The sequence below is a fragment of the Priestia sp. FSL P4-0332 genome (assembly GCF_038005845.1).
Lineage (GTDB): Bacteria > Bacillota > Bacilli > Bacillales > Bacillaceae_H > Priestia.
On sequence record NZ_JBBOUA010000001.1, the window covers coordinates 4,182,144 to 4,200,618 of the forward strand.

Below are 18,475 nucleotides of genomic sequence, written 5' to 3' on the forward strand. Positions count from 1 at the left end.
ATTTGAACCTCCCTTTCCCTTTGCTTCCTTTCTAAAAATTGATGCTTATAGTAATGTATTCTTCGTATTTAACTGAAAGAATTCATTTTTCTTTATGCGCATTGAACATTCGTTCACCAATCATGAAAACAGAATATTTTGTATTTTTGTTATATAATATTAGATGAACGAACCAAGCCAGTTCGTTCGCCTAGCAAGGAGACATAACAAGGGGGATATAGGATGAATTACGAAGTGAAGCATTTAAAAATTAATTTTAAAACACTAGAAGAGTTCAAGAAATTCAAAGAATATGGCATTCAAGAACTTTCAATGCTAGAAGAATTACATGCTAAGATTTCCGATAATGAAATAAATTCTCCGTTTTACGGCATTTATTTTGGAAATAGCTTAGTGGCTCGTATGAGTCTCTATAAGCGAAACAAACAGTACGATCAATATTTCGAGCCGCCTCAAACGTATATTGAAGTGTGGAAACTTGAAGTGCTCAGTGATTTTCAGCGCAAAGGATTAGGTCAAACGCTCGTTGAATATGCCAAATCCTTTCAATTACCTATCAAAACAAGCCCACGAGTAAAATCGAGTGATTTTTGGTCAAAAATGGGGTTCGTACCTGTAACGTATGATATCGATCGCGATTTGGGAGAAAACCCTCTTATTTGGCTACCAAATGGTGTAAGCGAACAAAAATAAACAGCTGATTTCCAGCTGTTTATTTTATATCTATGTGGTATATATGATCAACATGAAGTAGGGAGCATTCAAACTATCGCTTTACTTTTGAACTTTTTCTAAATTTAAATTTTTATCCACTTGAAATTTCACTTTTCTACTTTTTTCATCCTCTTTTAATACAACCATTTTACGAGCCCTCTCCATAATTTCAATAAGAGCTTTATAGTCATCCTCCACAATTAACAAGTTGTTTTGCAAAGCTTTTTTTTCTTTTTCCAAAATCGTTACTTTCTCTTGTAGACGTTCAATCTTTTGCTGCAGTTCTTCATTAGCTTCGAGAAGCTCTGACGAGTGTCTTTGCCCTTGATCTACATTTTCTAAATATTTAATTACCTCATTAAGCGAAATATGTTTCTCTGCTTCCATATATGATAAGCGTGCAGGCTGCTCGTCATCTTTTGAAACAGTTCTTGCTTTTAATTCTTTTCTCTGTTTTTTCGCAAGATCAATACCAGTCTTGTATTGTTTGCGCACAAAAGAATTCCAGCGGAAGCCACAAGCTGCTGATGTTCGTGTAAGTTTCTTCCCCACTTCTTCAAATGCAGCTAGCTGAGTGCCACCTTCACGTATATGACGCAGTACAATTTCTGCGAGTAATAAATCTTCATCATGAGTCCATGCATCTTGACGAGAAGAAGTCATTTTTCTATCCCTCCTTATCCGTACTTATTAAATGAATATGCACCTACTAGATAAGATAGACTATTGTTCCTCTTCTCAATCAAGAAAATCTTTCATATATGAAGCAAAATGAGAAACCCGTGATTCTTTCATCTTTCGCTTATTAACTATATTGCTATGGAAATGCAGTTCATAACTATGTTTTTTTAACGATGACCTTTTGAACCGCTTCTTCATGCTCAGGCGACTCCCACAATATCGAACAGCGGTGAATTTCTTGTTCCATCCGATTCCAAACCCGGCTTTGCTCCCATTTCTCAATAGCGATTTCTTTGTAAGCTTGCAATACCTGGGTCGGTTTATGAGTGATAGGCGCTAACCACTCCTCACACCTCATAGTTAGCTCTTTAAACGACGTGACATAGGAAAGAAATCCAATTTGCTTTGCTCGTTCTACTCCATACAGCTGAGCACTGTAGATCATTTCCATCGCTTCTTGATAACGCAGCTTTTCAAGAAGAATGGTTCCTCCTCCCCAGCCTGTTGTAATTCCTAAATTCCCTTGAATAAAGCCCATTTCGCTATGTGTTGCACTTATACGGAAGTCACATGCAATCGCAAGCTCACATCCTCCTCCAACCGATGTTCCATTCAAAAGAGCAACTGTTGGTTTTGGGAGTGTTAAAATCTCATAAAGAATTTTCCCCATTTTCGTTAACATTTGAGACGCCTCTTTCGAAGTCTTTAGCTCATGAAATACGCTTAAATCTCCTCCACTGCAAAATGCATCTGAACCAGCACCTGTAATTACAAAAGCTTTTACTAACTGATCATGTTTCACATAATCTACAGCTTGCTGCAGTTCATTCATAACATCATAATCAATGGCATTACGCTTTTCAGGACGATTAATCACAAACGTAGCAATGCCTTGGCTTGTAGTAAACAGCTCGCTTTTTTTCATGCTTTTTCCTCCCTATAGACAAGGTATGAATCCTTTTACAACAGTAATTGTTTATTTAAAAAGAGTTCTTGTTCTATAAGAAAAATCCTTCTCTTCCAAAGGGCAAAGAAGGAAAAAAGGCAAAAAAAAATAAAAGACCCTTAAGAGGGTCTTTTATTTAAATAAGCAATTATTTGCTTACTACGTCATTTCCTTTGTAAGTACCACAAGCTTTACATACGCGGTGTGATAGTTTCATTTCACCACAATTTGGGCACTCTACCATACCAGGAACTTGTAATTTAAAGTGCGTACGACGCGTTCTTTTCTTCATTTTAGATGTTCTTCTAAAAGGTACAGCCATTATTCCCACCTCCTTAAAAGAATTTTAAAATCATATGAAGGCCCGAAAGCCGGATCTTCGCATTTTTATTTCTTTTTGTCTTTAAAGAAATTTTCGAGTACGGCTAAGCGGGGATCTACTTTTTCCTGCTTTTCTTCTTCGGTAACAACTTCCCAGTCTTTTCCTGACTGTGGAGCTGCTCCTGCCGCTTGCTGATTTTCACTAAATACCTGCAGAGGAATTTCAACAATAATTAACTCTTGAATCAAAGGTTGTAAATCAACCGTTTCTCCCTCTACAATGCGTACTTCAGCATCTTCTTCATAATCAGCATTCACATTCAATAAAAACGTTTCAGTTGCGTTAATTTCAAACGGATACGGAACGTCAACTAATGTACGAGCACAAGGCAACGTCATTTCTCCTGAAATTTTAAGGTGAAACGTTACTTTCGAAGAGCTAATGTCGGCTCTTCCTTTCACGTTTACATCTGACATTCTACGAATTTGAGGATCAGCATTCATAAACTCTTTGCCGTCAATCACTTCATCAAATGTTAGACCTTTATTTTGCAACTGATACAATTGATGTATTGTCCATTTCATTGTTAATCACCTCAAGGCAACAAAGGTTATTATAGCTTTCACAAGATTATTTGTCAATATTTTTTCTTTACACTATAATGTACTTAAATATGCTTTTTTGTAAAAATTTCTTACTTTCATAAAAAAATGTTTTTAAAACAAAGAGCTAGACTAAAAATAATAAATTAAAAGGAGACATTATGCAAGCAGTTGGAATAATTGTCGAATATAATCCTTTTCATAACGGACACGCTTATCATTTGCAGCAAGCGAAACAACAAACCGGAGCAGATTGTGTGATTGCTGTGATGAGCGGGCACTTTTTGCAGCGCGGAGAGCCTGCTCTTGTATCAAAATGGTCCCGCACAAGAATGGCTTTAGCCGCTGGTGCAGACTTAGTCGTTGAATTACCCTATGCTTTTTCTACTCAAAAAGCTGAAACATTCGCAAGCGGCGCTATTTCTATTTTAGAATCCCTTCACGCTGACTTTGTATGCTTTGGCAGCGAAAATGGCAATATTGACTCATTTACCCGCACCGCTGATTTGCTCGAAGCTCATGAATCAGAACTATCCGCTTTAATTCAACAAGAGATGAAAAAAGGGAACAGTTATCCAAAAGCAGCTTCCAATGCTTTCTTACAGCTTTTCACGGAGGCTCCTATTGATCTATCTCAGCCAAATAATGTGCTTGGAATGAGCTATGTAGCTGCCATTAAAAAACAGCATGCATCTATTAAACCATATACAATCACCCGAATTCAATCACATTATCACGATGATTCCCTGTCTTCCTCTTTTATTTCAAGTGCTACAAGCATACGTAAAGCTATTTTTGACAGCAGCAGCCATGGGGACCTGAGCAAGCACATGCCAGTTAGTACGGCAAATGAATTAACAGCTTACAAGCAAGCACACGGACAGTTTCATCATTGGGAGCATTATTTCCCATTTTTGAAATACAAATTATTAACTACTCCGCTTTATGACTTACAGCGTATTTATGAAATAGAAGAAGGTATTGAACATCGGCTCCTATCTTATATTTCTTCAGCTACTTCATTTGAAGATTTTTTAACAAATGTTAAAACGAAGCGATATACGAGAACCCGTTTACAGCGCATGTGCGTTCACCTTTTAACCAATACAACAAAAAGTGAGATGCAACAAGCTGATCCTTACATTCGCTTATTGGGAATGTCAAAGACAGGACAAGGCTATTTAAAAACAATTAAGAAAAAGCTGTCCCTTCCTATTGTATCCACTGTATCGCAATGTAAACTAAAAGAAATTGATACCGATATTAAAGCGACACATGTTTATAGTATGCCGTTTCAAGAGCCTCTGCGCTCTCAATTTATGAAACAAGAATACACGCAGCCTCCTATCATTTGGCCATAAAAAAATCGTCTGCAAGAGACGATTTTTTTATGGTTTCAGCTTTTCTAAATACGTTACGGCATCCGAAAATGAATCTACGGGTACAATTTTCATATCACTGTCTATTTTTTTAGCTGTCTTCACTGCTTCTCGGTAGTTAGAGCCCGCAGCCCCTTTTTCATTTGGTGCAAAGAAAATCTCTGCTCCTTCTTTATCTGCGGCTACAATTTTTTGCGAAATACCTCCGATTGGCCCTACCTCTCCTTTATCATTGATAGTCCCTGTACCTGCAACGCGATGGCCTTTTGTCATGTCCTCTTTAACAAGCTGATTATAAATTTCAAGCGAGAACATCAGTCCCGCTGAAGGCCCTCCTATTTTTTCAGTATCAATATGTATATCGGGCTTAACTTTTAGTTCTTGGTTCGTTTCTAAGGCAATTCCTAGGCCTACTCGTTTCGGCTCGTCAGGGAATGCTTTAACTTTTAGAGTATGTTTGCTTTCTTTGCCATCTCTTTTTACATAAATTGATACTGAATCTCCTGCTTTTTTAGTCGATACGTAGTTGATTAAGTCCTCAGCAGTTTGAATTTTTTTCTCGTCTACTTTCGTCACTACATCTCCAACATGAAGTTTTCCATGTGCAGGCATATTTTCTACGACATATGTAACATATACGCCTTTATTGAGATAGGAAACGCTCTTTCCAGCTGCTTCGTATGCTACTGAAATAGCGGCATTTTTTGACGTATCCATCATATGTAATTGCCTTGTCGAGTAATCTTCATCGCTTTCACCTTGCTGCAAAATTTGCTTTGTAGGGAAAATTTCATGAAAGTCCTGTATTTTCGCAAGACCATATGAAAGAGGAGTTGCTCTGCCCATTCTTACAGTTGTCAGCATAAACGTCCCTTTTTCATGGTATCCATCTTCTACCTTAATAATAGGCGCAAGTTCTTCTGCCATTCCAGGCTTTGTAATGTAGTACGGCAAAGGATAAAAACAAAGCATTGCCACCACTGCAATAACAGCCAAATATACCAAAATTCTAATTCTAGATTTCACTTTTTTTGTTCTCCTTCCAATGATCAATTGCTTGTAGAATAGAAGGCAACTGCTCATGTGCTGCTTGTTCACCAATTGAAATCATTTCTTGAATGTTTGTAAACGCTCTGGAACTAAAAGTATCGAGATTAGGACGAATCATAATGTCTGAAGCAATGGTCCGATGAGCTACTAGCTCATCTTGCAAAATATCTAAACTTTGCATAATGACATCAAAAATGGAGCTGATTTCTGCATTCACTTTCGCTTTTGATACATCGACTCCAATGACAATATCAGATCCCATTTCTTTTACAACTGACACAGGAATACGGTCCACTACCCCCCCGTCTACAAGCAATCGTCCATCAATTACTTCGGGAGCAAAGATTCCTGGAATTGAAATGCTTGCTCTGACCGCTTCAGCGATAGGTCCTTTTTTAAACACCACTTTCTCTCCTGTTTTTAAATCTGTCGCTACAATGGCAAACGGTATAGATAGCTGTTCAATAGTTCTATTTTGCGTAAAGGTGCGAACCAGCGATTTTACTCTGTTGCCCGTAATAAATCCCATTTTAGGCACGGTAAAATCCAAATAATACTTTCGTTTGAACGTTAGCGCCATTTTATAAAGAGTTGCCAGTTCAATACCTGACGCATATAGTGCACCAACTAAAGCTCCCATGCTGCTGCCAGCTAGAAAATCAATAGGAATGTTATTTTCTGTTAGCGTTTTGATTACTCCTAAATGTGCAAAACCTCTAGCTCCACCTGAGCCTAACGCAACTCCTATTTTTGGGCTTTCCACTTTACCTGCCCCCTCGTTTTACCTTATAGACTTCTAAAAATGTAAAAACATTTGATGAGCTTCTCTATCATTGTTGCCCTGTATTCGGTAGGACTATTCTTCATTTTCTATTTGTTCATTTAGTATGAAGCTAAAGATATGTTTTACTCAATACACGGTGGTTATTAAGCATTATACTATACTGAAGGTTGTTTTAAGAAATTCTTACTCTTCGCTTGCTGCGTATACGTTTTTTTACTCCTTGACTATCCTAGAAGTGCATTGATTTATGTATATGAATTGTATTTCCAAATGTGACAAGACGCCTTTTTATTCAATATGAATTTATTTTCTCCTTACTCATAGGCATAAAGTCGATGCATAGCTTCGTATATTGATATATAGAAGAACTTGTACATTTGCCTAAAACTCCTCATTTCATTCATATCAAGATGACGTGAGCTTAGAAAAGGAGATGAATCGTTCGTTGAATAAATCAATGGTGAAAACACTTCTGCTCGGGACGAGCGTAACGCTTCTCGCTATTGCGCTTATTGTATATCCAAAAGAAGCGCTAGAAGGTTCAGTAAGAGGTCTCAACACATGGTGGAAGGTCGTCTTTCCTTCTCTGCTGCCTTTTTTTATTGTTTCAGAAATGCTTATTGGGTTTGGCGTAGTGAAGTTCATTGGGATCTTATTAGAGCCGTTTATGAGGCCTTTATTCCGAGTACCTGGAGTAGGGGGTTTTGCTTTAGCAATGGGCATGGCTTCTGGGTTTCCTTCAGGTGCAAAAATCACTTCCCGGCTGCGTCAAGAAAAGCAGCTAACAGCTATCGAAGCTGAAAGACTCGTATCATTTACTAACTCATCTAACCCTATTTTTATTTTTGGAGCTGTGGCAGTTGGCTTTTTTCACAATCCAGCTGTCGGTATCATATTAGCTCTCTCTCATTACATAGGGAATATTTGTGTAGGGCTGGTGATGCGTTTTTATGGATCAGCAAAACCGAAAGGACAAGTAACTCAAAAACCTTCTTTATCGTTAGCTTTTCATGAAATGCATAAAACGCGTTTAAAAGATAAGCGTCCTATCGGGAAGCTTCTAGGAGATGCGGTTACTTCTGCTGTTCAATCTCTCTTAATGATTGGCGGTTTTATCATTTTATTTTCTGTATTAAACAAACTTTTATATGTTACTCATATCACGGCCGTTTTAAGCAGCGGTCTAGCTTATTTATTTTCCCTGTGTCATATAGGGACTGAACTGAGCCTTCCCTTTATTTCAGGGCTTTTTGAAATCACGCTAGGAAGCCGTCTAGCAAGTGAAGCTCCAGACACGCTGCTGTTTCATCAAATTATCATCGTTAGCTTTGTATTAGGCTTCAGCGGTTTCTCCGTTCAAGCACAAGTGGCTAGCATACTCGCCGAAACAGATATTCGATTTTTCCCATTTTTTATTGCACGCATTTTTCACGGCTGTTTTGCGGTAGTATTCACTATCTTTCTATGGGGTCCTCTTCGGGAATCCATTACTACTTTTCAAGCATCTGAAGGAGCACTGCCGGTTTTTTCTCACTTGGAGTCCGTTACGATTCTATCGCGGTGGCTAAACGTGTACGGTCCGCTCTTAACGATTTTTACGCTGTGCTGCTATATTTATATATATTCAAAACGAACGTTTCTTCATCGTTCCTAGTAAAAAAAAGAACGTGACGTTTTCTTATCGGCAAAGAAAACGTCACGTTCTTTTTTATCTTATTTTTGAGACAGCTGTTCAAATTTTTCCGCAAGCGCTTCTCTAACAGGGGGAGGAACTAATTCAGAAATATTCCCGCCATATTTAGCTACTTCTTTTACAATACTAGAACTTAAAAACGAGTATTGATTATTTGTCATCATAAATAACGTTTCGATTTCTTTATCTAATACGCGATTTACAGATGTGATTTGCATTTCGTACTCAAAATCCGATACTGCACGCAAACCTCTTAAAATGGTTTTTGCCTGCTTTTCTTTTGCATATTCCATTAATAATCCGCTGTACGACTCTACTACCACATTAGGAAGTGATTTTGTTACTTCTTTCAGCAAAGCTACTCGCTCTTCCCCTGTAAATAGAGGACTTTTTGAAGAGTTATTTAAAACAACCACATAAATCGTATCAAATACATTTGCGCCTCGTTTAATAATATCAAAATGCCCATTTGTAACTGGATCAAAGCTTCCTGGACAAACAGCTATACTGCCCATACGTATCCCCTTTCTACATCTAACAGCTCATTGATTTAGTCAACTGATTCTTCTTTTTTGTATGTATAAATAGAAACACCAATGATACCGTACGTTTCGCTTTTTATTTTTTCAAATAAACCAATCTCATTATCTAACTGTACATCATGAGAATGCTCCGCTACAATAATTCCTGTTTTTGCTAGAAGGTTTTCTTCACTTACCGTTTCGATAAGCGCTTTCAACTTTTGTGCTTTATACGGTGGATCAAGCAAAAGTAAATCGACAGTCAGCTCCCTTTTCTTTATCGCTTTCAGTGCGCGTTCTGCATCATTTCGATACACTTCAGCGCGGTCTTCTAACCGGCAAGATGCTAAGTTTGCTTTAATCGTCTGAATCGCTTTGCCATCCCGATCCACAAAAATGACTTTATCTATTCCTCGGCTTAGAGCTTCAATTCCCAAGCCACCGCTTCCACCGAACAAATCAAGAGCTGTTCCACCTTCAAAAAACGGTCCAATCATATTAAAAATAGCTTCTTTCACCTTATCTGTTGTAGGGCGGGTTGAGTATCCTGGAACCGCCTTTAACGCATGGCCTTTATATAAACCTGCTACTACTCTCATCCTTATCACTACCTTACTTTTACTTCCTTATTCTTCATTATCCTAACATATTTTGAATTACAAAGACTAGCAAAAATCCTCAATTTATTCAATGCTGTATACATTCTGTGCAATAACCCAGCAGCTTGCTTTTATGCTGGACTTTTACGACCGTATCCTTAGATACACTGATTCTTTTCTAAAAGATACACCTATGAAGATCATTCGGCATTTCGTTCACAGAAGAATTCCTTTGCTTTAATATGTCATAATAAACGTAAATTTACCCTTTTTCTCTGTCATGTTATCAGTCTTTTATGTATTAAAAAGTGAATTTCACAAGACAGGTATATGAACGTTTAAAACGGACATACTTACTAGTAACAACATCATCTAACCGATGTTGTTGCCAACCGCGGAGAAGACTTACGTTTCCCCATAAGTTCTTCCTCCGGTTTCTCCTCTCCCTTTGCCTTCATCAAGGTGCTTGTAATCGCAGAGGTGATTACACCCCTTTATTGAAGGGCCCTACAATGAGTAGTTGTAGGGATTTTTTTATTTACTCTTAAAATATTCAGTGATACATTAAACTACGTGAGTTTGCTTTTTTAATACATAAAGGGGGAAATACATATGATTCAGCGTTTTATTGAGCTCGGAGAAGGGTATTCAGATATTTATGAGCTGTTAGAGATTGTCAAAAGCAACAAACACCGTCTTGCTCATCTTATTATGCTGCGAACAGTAAAAGAAGATCGACAAGTAGCTTCTTTTGTCGCTGTCTTGCATCCAACAGCTGAAGGGAATTTCCAACCGCTTTACGTTTGCCGAGAAGGAATTGTTTTAAAACAAAACGACAGCAAGCGCGTTGAGTTATTTAAACAAGCTGCTGAGGAAGCGGGAAAAGAAATTGTGGTACTCGATGTCAAACCATCTACTACATTTCCAGAAACAGCACTATACTATCAGCACCTTATTGGCATTTTGCGAATGAACCGCTTTATTCCGCCAATGCAATAATCTCATCTCATCCCTGCCTATTCGTTTACTAAGGGCAAGTAAAATAAAAAAAGGAATGTACATCACATTCCTTTTTTGTTTAAATTCCTATCTTATAGTCATATTCCTTCGCCTTATCCGGCTTTGAATTTTCGAATTCTGTTTTTAAAAACGGCCGATAAGAAGGATCTACTTTCTTCACAAAAGGTAGAGACTGAAGTTTATAGATTGTTTTTTCAATGCCATCTTGGTTGCAATATAAGACAACATACTTTAATTCTTTAGATACGTAATGTACATTTCCGTACTTTCGCAATGCTTTTGCTTGCTTGACAGAATGCACATACGCCACAATTCCTTGACGTTCAACAAACATATTTAGTTCCCCTTTTGCATACGTTATATTGGTTTTCTTTATCATAAATTCTTTTATATGAAGTAGGTGCTTTATGTATGAATTTAGATGATATCTGGATGCTCTTTCTTACTCATTTTAACGAGCAGAGAGCTATTGAACAAGTCATTTTCAAAAAAATCACAAATATACCCTTTTTGTATATAAACACATCAATTAAGCGTAGAAAAATAGATGAGCTTCTAGAAGCTTCATCTATTTTTGCTACATCCAATACAAATGCTACGTGGCGCTCGACTTTTGTCAGAAGTCAGCATCTTACTTATGTCTATCAGCACAGGTTTTACGTTCCACAGCGTAAAATGGCCTGCTGCGGAAATTCCTGTGCTGATTGCGTTCGATTTATACAGTGAACGGCTTATGCGCTGCACCCACAGCTTCCACCAGATCCGCAGCCACCGCCGCAGCTGCTTCCCGTATCAAAAAACGGATTTCCCGTCGGTACTTTCACGTGCTCTGAAACAGCTTGACCAAGGATAACGCTAATTTCATCAAGCAGCTTTTGTAATTCATTTTCTGCTTTTTTGAACGCAGCGATTGTCGCGTGTAAATCAACTTCACGCTTTACATCACGTACTTGTCTCGTAATGGTTTTATAATCAGGATGATATTTTCCAAATCGCTGAACATCCTCATACTGTTCCTTTATTTTCACAAATTCAGCAATTAATGCCTGTGCATGTGAATCTTTATTTAATCTATATAAACATTGACGATAGTTCTCGGCTACGTCTGATTGTAACACCATGTTCGCTACGTGATCAGACTCATCGAGTAATTCAACAGTTCTCATTGTTGTTAGCATGGCTGTGCACCTCCGTTTTTATCTTATCACGTTTTGGATCTAAAGAAAAAGAACTTGCTAAAACAGCTTACACTGATTTACTACAAGTTCTACTTTTTAACTATATAATTTCAACCGTAAAGGTATTCCTCACTTGATAACTTTCTTCTTTAGATTTCATCAGTTCAATCGTAACAGTATGAGATCCTTTTGGAAGATCACTTAAAACAAAGGCTGCTTGCTTCATTTCTTTAAATGGTTTTCCATCTACTTTGATTTGAAGGAATCCACTCTCTGTTGAAAATGAAAACCCGCTTAGAATACATTCGACGTATACGTTTTGTCCTTTCACATGCTGGTGTACCATCAGTGAAGGTTTTGTATTCATTGCACCAAACGTTTCAGCTGCCCGCGGTTGAGAGGAAATTTTAGTTTCAGGTTTTGGTTTATCATGGTTGCATCCTAGCAGAGAAACTACACATAAGGCCGTCGTTAATAGTAAGCGCATAATACCATTCCTTTATCATTCGTTTCTCCATAGTGTTTACAAACTCTTTGTTTTTACTCATGACGTGCAAAAATCTCTGCATCGCTATGTATGCAGAGATCATTGATTTTTCATGGACTGAAACATATGAAACATCATGTTTGCCATTTGAATCGAATTCGAAAACTTTTCGACTTTATGAGGAATCGTTTGTTTGTAGTAGTGCTTGGATTCTAATTCAAATTTCTCCAGTTCTTCAGGATTTCTAGATAAACGCCGGTACCACATTGGCTGTTCACGAACGAAGTCGTTGAGTTTAGGACGAGACTGCATATACTCGTATATATCTTTTCTCATTGCGTTTAATCTTTCCTAAAGCCAAATGGATTCCCTGGCCCGGAAGCTGCTCCTCCACCGGATGGCTTAGATGGCTGAAATTGCTGCAGTACTTGTTGAATATTGGAAATAGCTGAATTTACATTTGTGATATGATTTTGCATTTGATTCAAGTCCATGTTTTTCAGCGAGGATACAATTGTACCCATAATATCTTTTTTCTCCTCTGTTGCAGCAGCTGGTTCAGCCTTTGCACTTTCTTCTGAACGATATGCCTCCCACATTGGATCTTCTGCACCGAATAAATACCAATCTTCATAAAGCTCTTTCCACGTTTTTTGCTGCTTTCGAACCTGTTCTACTAATTTGGGATGTGATTTTACAAATTGTTTAAATTCCACAACGGACGGATGAAGCTCTCGTTTGGTTTCCTTCACAGTCACTCACCTCATACTTAAATATAGCCTACTATATCTTAGAAAAAGAGAGCTCGTTTCGTGCGCCTATTTCAAAAATTTTTTATAGCTGTTTTTTTGAAGAAGCACGAACTGTGAACCAGTATGTAATGAAAATAGATAAAATGCTTAGCCAAAATGTAAAATAACCAATTTCAGACATATACGCATTGAGCATGCTGTATCTTGGCATCATAGAAAAAACGTAATCAATGATATCATTATGTACAGCCCATACAGCGGCAACAGCTACATGCCATAATTTAATCCGGTAAAACGGTACGTACAAAAGCCCTTGAAAAGCCATTGCTGCATGAGAAGCCATTAACATAAGCATCATCCAATCAATGTATCCTGTTAACACATAGACCAATACATTCATTACGACGGCCCAAATCCCGTATTTAAACAGCGTGATCATTGCTAAAGCTTCAAACAGTGAGAAATGCTTTCCAAGTAAAAGACCGATAAGTACAATAACAAAAAACAAGCTTGCTGTTGGACTATCAGGCACAAATAATAAAAACTTCTTAGGCGTTTCCGCTAATTGACTTCCATACCAAATATATCCGTAGATTGTTCCTAGTATATTCACAATCAGCAAAAGCGTTAAAAAACGCTTATCTTTTAAGGTATACCATAACCAAGCCATTTAGAAAGTCTCCTTTACATTTAATCTCTTCTTTATTATGTACAGTTTTTGAACAATAGCAAGCATCTATCTCATTGATGTAAAACACAGCATTAAATAAATTCAAAAAAAAACCAGCCCTTTGGCTGATTTTCACTATTCTTTCCCTAAGTTGCCGACAAATTCCGAGAGCGTTTTCAATTCTTTATCTGAACCTTTGAAAACACCTTTTGGCATATTGCCTTTACCATTTTTTGCGATATTGGCGATTTCTTCAGGAGATAAATCAATTCCTGTTAAAGCCGGAGCCGCAGGGCCTCCTTGTAGATTATCACCGTGACAGGTCAAGCACGTTTGCTCTTGCATGATTTTGTAGCCTTCTGAATTTTTGTCAATCGCTACTTCTTCTCTAATTTTCCCTTGCTCTTCACGCGCTTTCCAATCCACCTGTGTCGCTGACTGCCACGTTAGGAAAAAGACTGCTGCTATAGCCAAAAGCATGAATCCTGTTGCAAACGGCCTCTTAGCTGGTCTTCTTTCCGGTCCTCGATCAATGAACGGAGCAAGCATTAATGCGCCAAATGCAATCCCTGGAATAATAAATGCACCTATAATATTATATGGACCAGAAGCAAATGAATATTTAAGCAATTGATATAGGAACAAAAAATACCAGTCAGGAAGAGGCAAGTACCCCGTATCAGTCGGATCGGCAATACGTTCAAGAGGAGATGGATGAGCGATGGTTAAACATAGATAACCGATTAAAAAAACTGCCCCTACCATCCATTCTTTTAGTAAAAAGTTTGGCCAGAATGCTTCTGTTTTCCCTGGAAATTCAGAGTAATCTTTTGGAATATTGGGTTTTCGTTCTGCAGGAACACGTGAATCTCCAACAAACTTCATCCCTTTACCACGATGCATGTTCTCCCTCCTTTTTCTCACTGTTCTAGTGAAAGTACTAACAACGGAGTATGTGCTTGATGCATATAATGACTAGTGTGATTGAATACTTGAATAAAGCGTATAAAATTTTATAGTGGTCCTGAAATTCCTTGTTTACGAATCATTAAGAAGTGGGCACCCATTAAGCCAAGTAGGGCTCCGGGTAAAAAGAATACGTGAATGGCGAAAAAGCGAGTTAGTGTTTGAGCACCAACGATGTCTGGATGTCCTGAGAGTAATGTCTTCACTTGCTGGCCTATAATTGGTGTGGATTCAGCAATTTGCAAACCTACTTTCGTTGCAAATAGCGCTTTCATATCCCACGGCAACAAATAACCTGTAAAACCTAAACCTAACATAACAAAGAAAATTAACACACCCACAATCCAGTTTAACTCGCGGGGTTTTTTGTATGCTCCTTGGAAGAAAACACGAAGTGTATGTAAAAACATCATGACGATAACCAAACTTGCTCCCCAGTGATGCATACCTCGAACAATTTGTCCGAAAGCGACTTCATTTTGCAAATAATAAACGGATTCCCATGCATTTTTTATATCTGGTACATAATACATGGTTAAAAACATGCCTGATAAAATTTGAATAACGGTAACAAAAAACGTTAATCCACCAAAACAATACACAAATGCTGAAAAGTGATGTGCAGGATTTACGTGCTCTGGCACTTCATGATCGGCCACATCTCGCCATAAAGGAGTAATATCTAGCCGTTCATCCACCCAGTCATAGATTTTATTCAACATTTTCTATGCCCCTCCTTGTGGTTTGGCTTTTCCTAGATATAACGTACCGCCTTTTACTTTTTGAACGTATACATCTAACGGTCCCATCGGTGGTGTCCCCGGTACATTTTTACCGCTTTTTTCATACATTCCCCCATGACAAGGGCAGTAGAAACGGTGTGGATAGTTTTTGTCACCAGCCCAGTTAACCGTACAGCCTAAATGCTTACAAATTGGTGACAGCGCGACGATTTCACCTTTATCAGTTTTGTACACCCAAGCCGATCTTGGCTCTTCTGATTTATGCCACGCATCCACTTGCTTGATTTTAAAATCGACACGTTTCGGCTCTTTTGTAATGTCTTTAACCTGCGCTACAGCTACTAAATCCTGACCCGCTTCTTTTTCTAAAATTGGATCTACTGCAAAGCGCACCATTGGCATTAACATTCCAGCAGCCATGAATCCCCCTACACCAGTGAGCGTATAGTTTAAAAACTGTCGTCTTGATACCCGATCACCCATGCTTTTCCCCCCTTTAAAAAAGTTCAGTCCAGAGAATTTTGGACACATGATGGACCATTCTATTAAACTAGGACATAATCATGATATATTAATATTTCTGGAAGGTCAATACAATAAAAACCTAAAACATGGAAATAATCTTTATTTTTCTAAATTTTTTGTCATTATTTTGTTTGCGCTTCCATTACTTATTCTACAGTCTTTTTAAACACTCCATTTCTCTATAAAAATCGGTAAGAGCTGTTGAACTTGTTCATGTATGAGCGTATACTTATGCGACTCATCTATATGCTCAAGCGGTAAAGCAGGTATCCAAATGCAGTACGCCCCTATTTCTTTTTCAAACTGCAGCCAGTCTCGGTCGCTAGTAAGCACAAAAAGATGTTTGACTTCATTGTCATTTATATGCTCATTCCAACGAAGTAATGTTTCATAAACAGCAGCTACTCCATCTTTTTTTAAGTATGTAAAACTAGGTGTTAAAATCACTCTTCCTTTAAATTGCCTCTCTAACTCTTCAGTAAGAGCAGTCGTATATTCACTCATAGATGCAGTAAGCTTTAAATCTTCTCCGAAATCAATCGGAATGAGTGGAACCAATACGGTATCAACATAACTTTTGGATTGTAGATACACATCCATTTCCTTGGCCTGAAGCTTCAACTTCCTTCTCCTCTCAGCAAGCCTGCTAAAGCTTGTCTTATTTATTTTCCAAAATGAATAAGGAGATAAAAAAAGAGATTGACCTTTTTCTAAGAAGCTAGCCAATCCCTCGTTTATCTACTGTACATAATGGTTATTTAAATATTCGCTTAAGCGCTGAAATTCCTCTTTATCGTTTTCATCTAATGCTTTATCAATTAGTTCCATGATTTTTGATCGCTGAAACTTCTGAATAGATTCTTCCAATATTTGCTCAGCTAATACTCTGTCTTTTTCATTTGTTTGATTAGCTTTTGGCATATACGGATTGTCTTCCAGTACAGCCACATATTGAGGCGATGAATACAACGATCGGAAGTTTAATTGAATATAAATGTCTTCTTCTCGATTCAAACGAATATCATGAAATGATTTTTCTGCATCGGTTGTCATGATATTTTCTTTATAAAAACGAAATGGAGGGTCTTCCACACAGTGCGTAGACATCACCATCCCGCGAGGACAAAACTGTGCTTGCTCAACGAAGTGAACTCGTTTCATCAATTGATCATGGCTCATCAAATAATTTAAAATCCATACACATTCTCTTCGCTTCAGCTGATAATTCGTTAAAAACCAGCGAACAAATTCTTTTTTCTCGTTGACAGTAACAGGGGTCGTCATATTCTCACTTCCCTCCTCTGTGTTTAAACTCTCAGTTAAAACACCTTTTACAGTTATTTATTCCACACGGCAGCAATAAAATCCTCTGAACTATTATTTATTCTTCTAATTGAAATAATATGTCTTGAATTTCATCTACTGTTGGATCCATTGCTAATAAGGCTTGGAAAATCCCCTTCGCTTTCGAGCGCTGTCCTTCTTCTAATAAGAAGTAGCCATACTCTTCTAAAAACGCATACTCTTCTTTAAAAACAGTGTATGCAGATTCGTAGTATTTTAGCGCTTCTTCATAATTTTCTAATTCCTGGTGAGCTTTTGCTAAATCCCATTCAAAATGAGGGTCATGCTCATTATATTCTTTGGCGTGCTCGATATTCTCTACTACATCTTCATATCTCTCTTGACTCATATAAAGTTTAGAGAGAGTTAAAATGGCTTCAATGTACCCTGGATCTAGTGCAATCGCTTGTTGAAATGCCGATTCAGCCTCTTCTTCTAGACCGCGCTTTAATGCTATCTTCCCTTTAAAAAAGTAAAGTTCTTTTTGAAATTCATCCTGGGCAATACCTTCGTTGACAGCCACCGCAGCCTCTTCTAGCATCTCTTCATGTTCATATGATTTTGCTAAATATAAATAAAGAGAATGGTACTCACGGTCTAGCTCTTTTAGTTCTGTGAACTTTTCAATAGCGGTCTGATAATGACCTGCTTGATACGCTGAAATCGCATATTCAAATAGTGTGTTAATCTCAAGCTTATCTTTTAGCGCTTGATCAAAGTAAGGAAGCGCTTCTTCGAACTGGCCGATACCCGCTAAACTTTCAGCTAATCGCTGACGAAGATCCGTGCCGTTAAATTCTTTTTCTGTTTTTAGCAGCGTTTGATAAAAAGGAATCGCCTTTTGATAAATTCCTTGACTGCTGTAAAATTCACCGAGCCCAAAATCTATAACCGGCTCATTTGGAAGCATTTTTTTCGCTTCCATTAACTTTTTCTCACTTACTTCACTAAGGCCTTGCATTTGATATAAGTCAGCTACAAGAAGCAGAGCTGGCACGTAGTTATCATCTTCGCTACTAATTTGATTTAAAATATGAATTGCTTCTTCTTCTTCTTCTAAATCGATAAGCATTTCAGCTTTTAATAAATACAGCTCGCCTTCTTCTGGGTATTTAGCGATGAGCTCGTCTATTAAAGGCAGCGCATCATTTACTAGTCCCCACTCCTGAAGCTGTTCAGCCATTAAAAATTTTTCTTCGTCTGTAGCTTTATCTTTCAATTCATGAATAAGGGCAAGACCTTTTTCAATTTCATTGGATTCTACGTAACCTATCGCGCGGTCTAATTCTTTCACACACAATTCTCCTTTATTATTACATTCACTTTTTATATACAAATAAAACGAATTAATTTTCTATTTTTTCCAAACCGAAGCAAGAACTCATGCTTCTATACACCATGATAAAATAGTTTGAGCGTTTGTTCAACAAATCAATTTGAATACGCTTACATTTTTCGAATAAAAACGAGATTGAGGCATGACTACATTAATCAACAGC

Annotated in this window: 24 protein-coding genes; 4 read left to right on the forward strand and 20 right to left on the reverse strand. The window is 37.7% G+C overall.

Translation table 11 applies throughout. The annotated features are described in order from the left end of the window. Positions 1-222: 222 nt before the first annotated feature. Complete coding sequence (locus MKY06_RS21890) at positions 223-693, forward strand: N-acetyltransferase (protein ID WP_013058973.1); 471 nt, start codon at positions 223-225, stop codon at positions 691-693. Positions 694-774: 81 nt separating this feature from the next. Here MKY06_RS21890 and MKY06_RS21895 read toward each other — a convergent pair whose 3' ends face one another. From MKY06_RS21895 to MKY06_RS21910, 4 genes are all read right to left on the reverse strand, one after another. Then, positions 775-1,377, reverse strand: coding sequence for an RsfA family transcriptional regulator (locus MKY06_RS21895; RefSeq protein ID WP_013058974.1), 603 nt, complete (start codon positions 1,375-1,377; stop codon positions 775-777). A 175-nt stretch (positions 1,378-1,552) separates the two neighbouring features. Then, positions 1,553-2,320 (reverse strand): enoyl-CoA hydratase/isomerase family protein, encoded by a 768-nt coding sequence (locus MKY06_RS21900; RefSeq protein WP_013084864.1) that lies wholly within the window; start codon positions 2,318-2,320, stop codon positions 1,553-1,555. Positions 2,321-2,489: 169 nt separating this feature from the next. Next, positions 2,490-2,663, reverse strand: coding sequence for a 50S ribosomal protein L32 (gene rpmF / locus MKY06_RS21905; RefSeq protein ID WP_013058976.1), 174 nt, complete (start codon positions 2,661-2,663; stop codon positions 2,490-2,492). Positions 2,664-2,728: 65 nt separating this feature from the next. Continuing rightward, positions 2,729-3,247: a YceD family protein gene (locus MKY06_RS21910; protein ID WP_013058977.1), complete on the reverse strand. Its 519-nt coding sequence runs from the start codon at positions 3,245-3,247 to the stop codon at positions 2,729-2,731. A 179-nt stretch (positions 3,248-3,426) separates the two neighbouring features. Between MKY06_RS21910 and MKY06_RS21915 the strand changes: the two genes are divergently transcribed. After that, positions 3,427-4,626 (forward strand): nucleotidyltransferase, encoded by a 1,200-nt coding sequence (locus tag MKY06_RS21915; protein ID WP_025750385.1) that lies wholly within the window; start codon positions 3,427-3,429, stop codon positions 4,624-4,626. Between the two features lie 27 nt (positions 4,627-4,653). Here the strand turns inward: MKY06_RS21915 and MKY06_RS21920 are convergent, their stop codons facing one another. Then, on the reverse strand, positions 4,654-5,670 hold the full coding sequence (locus MKY06_RS21920; RefSeq protein ID WP_272812415.1) for a SepM family pheromone-processing serine protease: 1,017 nt from the start codon (positions 5,668-5,670) through the stop codon (positions 4,654-4,656). Then, on the reverse strand, positions 5,660-6,457 hold the full coding sequence (locus tag MKY06_RS21925) for a patatin-like phospholipase family protein (RefSeq protein ID WP_013058980.1): 798 nt from the start codon (positions 6,455-6,457) through the stop codon (positions 5,660-5,662). Before MKY06_RS21925 ends, MKY06_RS21920 begins: the two co-directional genes overlap by 11 nt. A 466-nt stretch (positions 6,458-6,923) precedes the next feature. Between MKY06_RS21925 and ylbJ the strand changes: the two genes are divergently transcribed. Further along, positions 6,924-8,132, forward strand: coding sequence for a sporulation integral membrane protein YlbJ (gene ylbJ / locus MKY06_RS21930; RefSeq protein ID WP_098288272.1), 1,209 nt, complete (start codon positions 6,924-6,926; stop codon positions 8,130-8,132). Between the two features lie 59 nt (positions 8,133-8,191). Here ylbJ and coaD read toward each other — a convergent pair whose 3' ends face one another. Together coaD and rsmD are read right to left on the reverse strand one after the other, a co-directional pair. Beyond that, positions 8,192-8,686, reverse strand: coding sequence for a pantetheine-phosphate adenylyltransferase (gene coaD, locus MKY06_RS21935; protein ID WP_013058982.1), 495 nt, complete (start codon positions 8,684-8,686; stop codon positions 8,192-8,194). Positions 8,687-8,721: 35 nt separating this feature from the next. Then, a complete protein-coding gene (rsmD, locus tag MKY06_RS21940; protein WP_013058983.1) occupies positions 8,722-9,291 on the reverse strand; it encodes a 16S rRNA (guanine(966)-N(2))-methyltransferase RsmD in 570 nt (189 codons plus the stop codon). 612 nt (positions 9,292-9,903) lie between these two features. Between rsmD and MKY06_RS21945 the strand changes: the two genes are divergently transcribed. Next, positions 9,904-10,290 (forward strand): DUF7147 family protein, encoded by a 387-nt coding sequence (locus MKY06_RS21945; RefSeq protein ID WP_014458362.1) that lies wholly within the window; start codon positions 9,904-9,906, stop codon positions 10,288-10,290. A gap of 79 nt (positions 10,291-10,369) precedes the next feature. Here MKY06_RS21945 and MKY06_RS21950 read toward each other — a convergent pair whose 3' ends face one another. The 12 genes from MKY06_RS21950 to MKY06_RS22005 all read right to left on the reverse strand — a co-directional run bounded on the left by MKY06_RS21950 (position 10,370) and on the right by MKY06_RS22005 (position 18,276). Further along, a complete protein-coding gene (locus tag MKY06_RS21950; RefSeq protein WP_098279070.1) occupies positions 10,370-10,645 on the reverse strand; it encodes a YlbG family protein in 276 nt (91 codons plus the stop codon). Between the two features lie 397 nt (positions 10,646-11,042). Continuing rightward, positions 11,043-11,489 (reverse strand): YlbF family regulator, encoded by a 447-nt coding sequence (locus MKY06_RS21955; protein ID WP_013058986.1) that lies wholly within the window; start codon positions 11,487-11,489, stop codon positions 11,043-11,045. A 100-nt stretch (positions 11,490-11,589) separates the two neighbouring features. Continuing rightward, positions 11,590-11,976, reverse strand: a complete 387-nt coding sequence (locus tag MKY06_RS21960; protein WP_013058987.1) for a hypothetical protein — start codon at positions 11,974-11,976, stop codon at positions 11,590-11,592. A 99-nt stretch (positions 11,977-12,075) separates the two neighbouring features. Beyond that, positions 12,076-12,312 carry a YlbE-like family protein gene (locus MKY06_RS21965; RefSeq protein WP_013058988.1) on the reverse strand — a complete coding sequence of 79 codons (237 nt, stop codon included), beginning with the start codon at positions 12,310-12,312 and terminating at the stop codon, positions 12,076-12,078. Positions 12,313-12,317: 5 nt separating this feature from the next. Beyond that, positions 12,318-12,728 (reverse strand): YlbD family protein, encoded by a 411-nt coding sequence (locus tag MKY06_RS21970; RefSeq protein ID WP_013058989.1) that lies wholly within the window; start codon positions 12,726-12,728, stop codon positions 12,318-12,320. 82 nt (positions 12,729-12,810) lie between these two features. Beyond that, on the reverse strand, positions 12,811-13,398 hold the full coding sequence (locus MKY06_RS21975; protein WP_013058990.1) for a DUF1405 domain-containing protein: 588 nt from the start codon (positions 13,396-13,398) through the stop codon (positions 12,811-12,813). Between the two features lie 135 nt (positions 13,399-13,533). Next, a complete protein-coding gene (locus MKY06_RS21980) occupies positions 13,534-14,301 on the reverse strand; it encodes a menaquinol-cytochrome c reductase cytochrome b/c subunit (RefSeq protein WP_013058991.1) in 768 nt (255 codons plus the stop codon). A gap of 110 nt (positions 14,302-14,411) precedes the next feature. Then, positions 14,412-15,086, reverse strand: coding sequence for a menaquinol-cytochrome c reductase cytochrome b subunit (gene qcrB, locus MKY06_RS21985; protein ID WP_013058992.1), 675 nt, complete (start codon positions 15,084-15,086; stop codon positions 14,412-14,414). A 3-nt stretch (positions 15,087-15,089) separates the two neighbouring features. Beyond that, entirely contained in the window at positions 15,090-15,590 is a 501-nt protein-coding gene (locus MKY06_RS21990) for a QcrA and Rieske domain-containing protein (RefSeq protein WP_013058993.1), read from the reverse strand. A gap of 204 nt (positions 15,591-15,794) precedes the next feature. Beyond that, on the reverse strand, positions 15,795-16,253 hold the full coding sequence (locus tag MKY06_RS21995; protein ID WP_223268969.1) for a YpiF family protein: 459 nt from the start codon (positions 16,251-16,253) through the stop codon (positions 15,795-15,797). Positions 16,254-16,370: 117 nt separating this feature from the next. Continuing rightward, on the reverse strand, positions 16,371-16,916 hold the full coding sequence (locus tag MKY06_RS22000) for a ReoY family proteolytic degradation factor (protein ID WP_013058996.1): 546 nt from the start codon (positions 16,914-16,916) through the stop codon (positions 16,371-16,373). Positions 16,917-17,013: 97 nt separating this feature from the next. Beyond that, positions 17,014-18,276 (reverse strand): tetratricopeptide repeat protein, encoded by a 1,263-nt coding sequence (locus MKY06_RS22005; protein WP_199866381.1) that lies wholly within the window; start codon positions 18,274-18,276, stop codon positions 17,014-17,016. Positions 18,277-18,475: the final 199 nt, after the last annotated feature.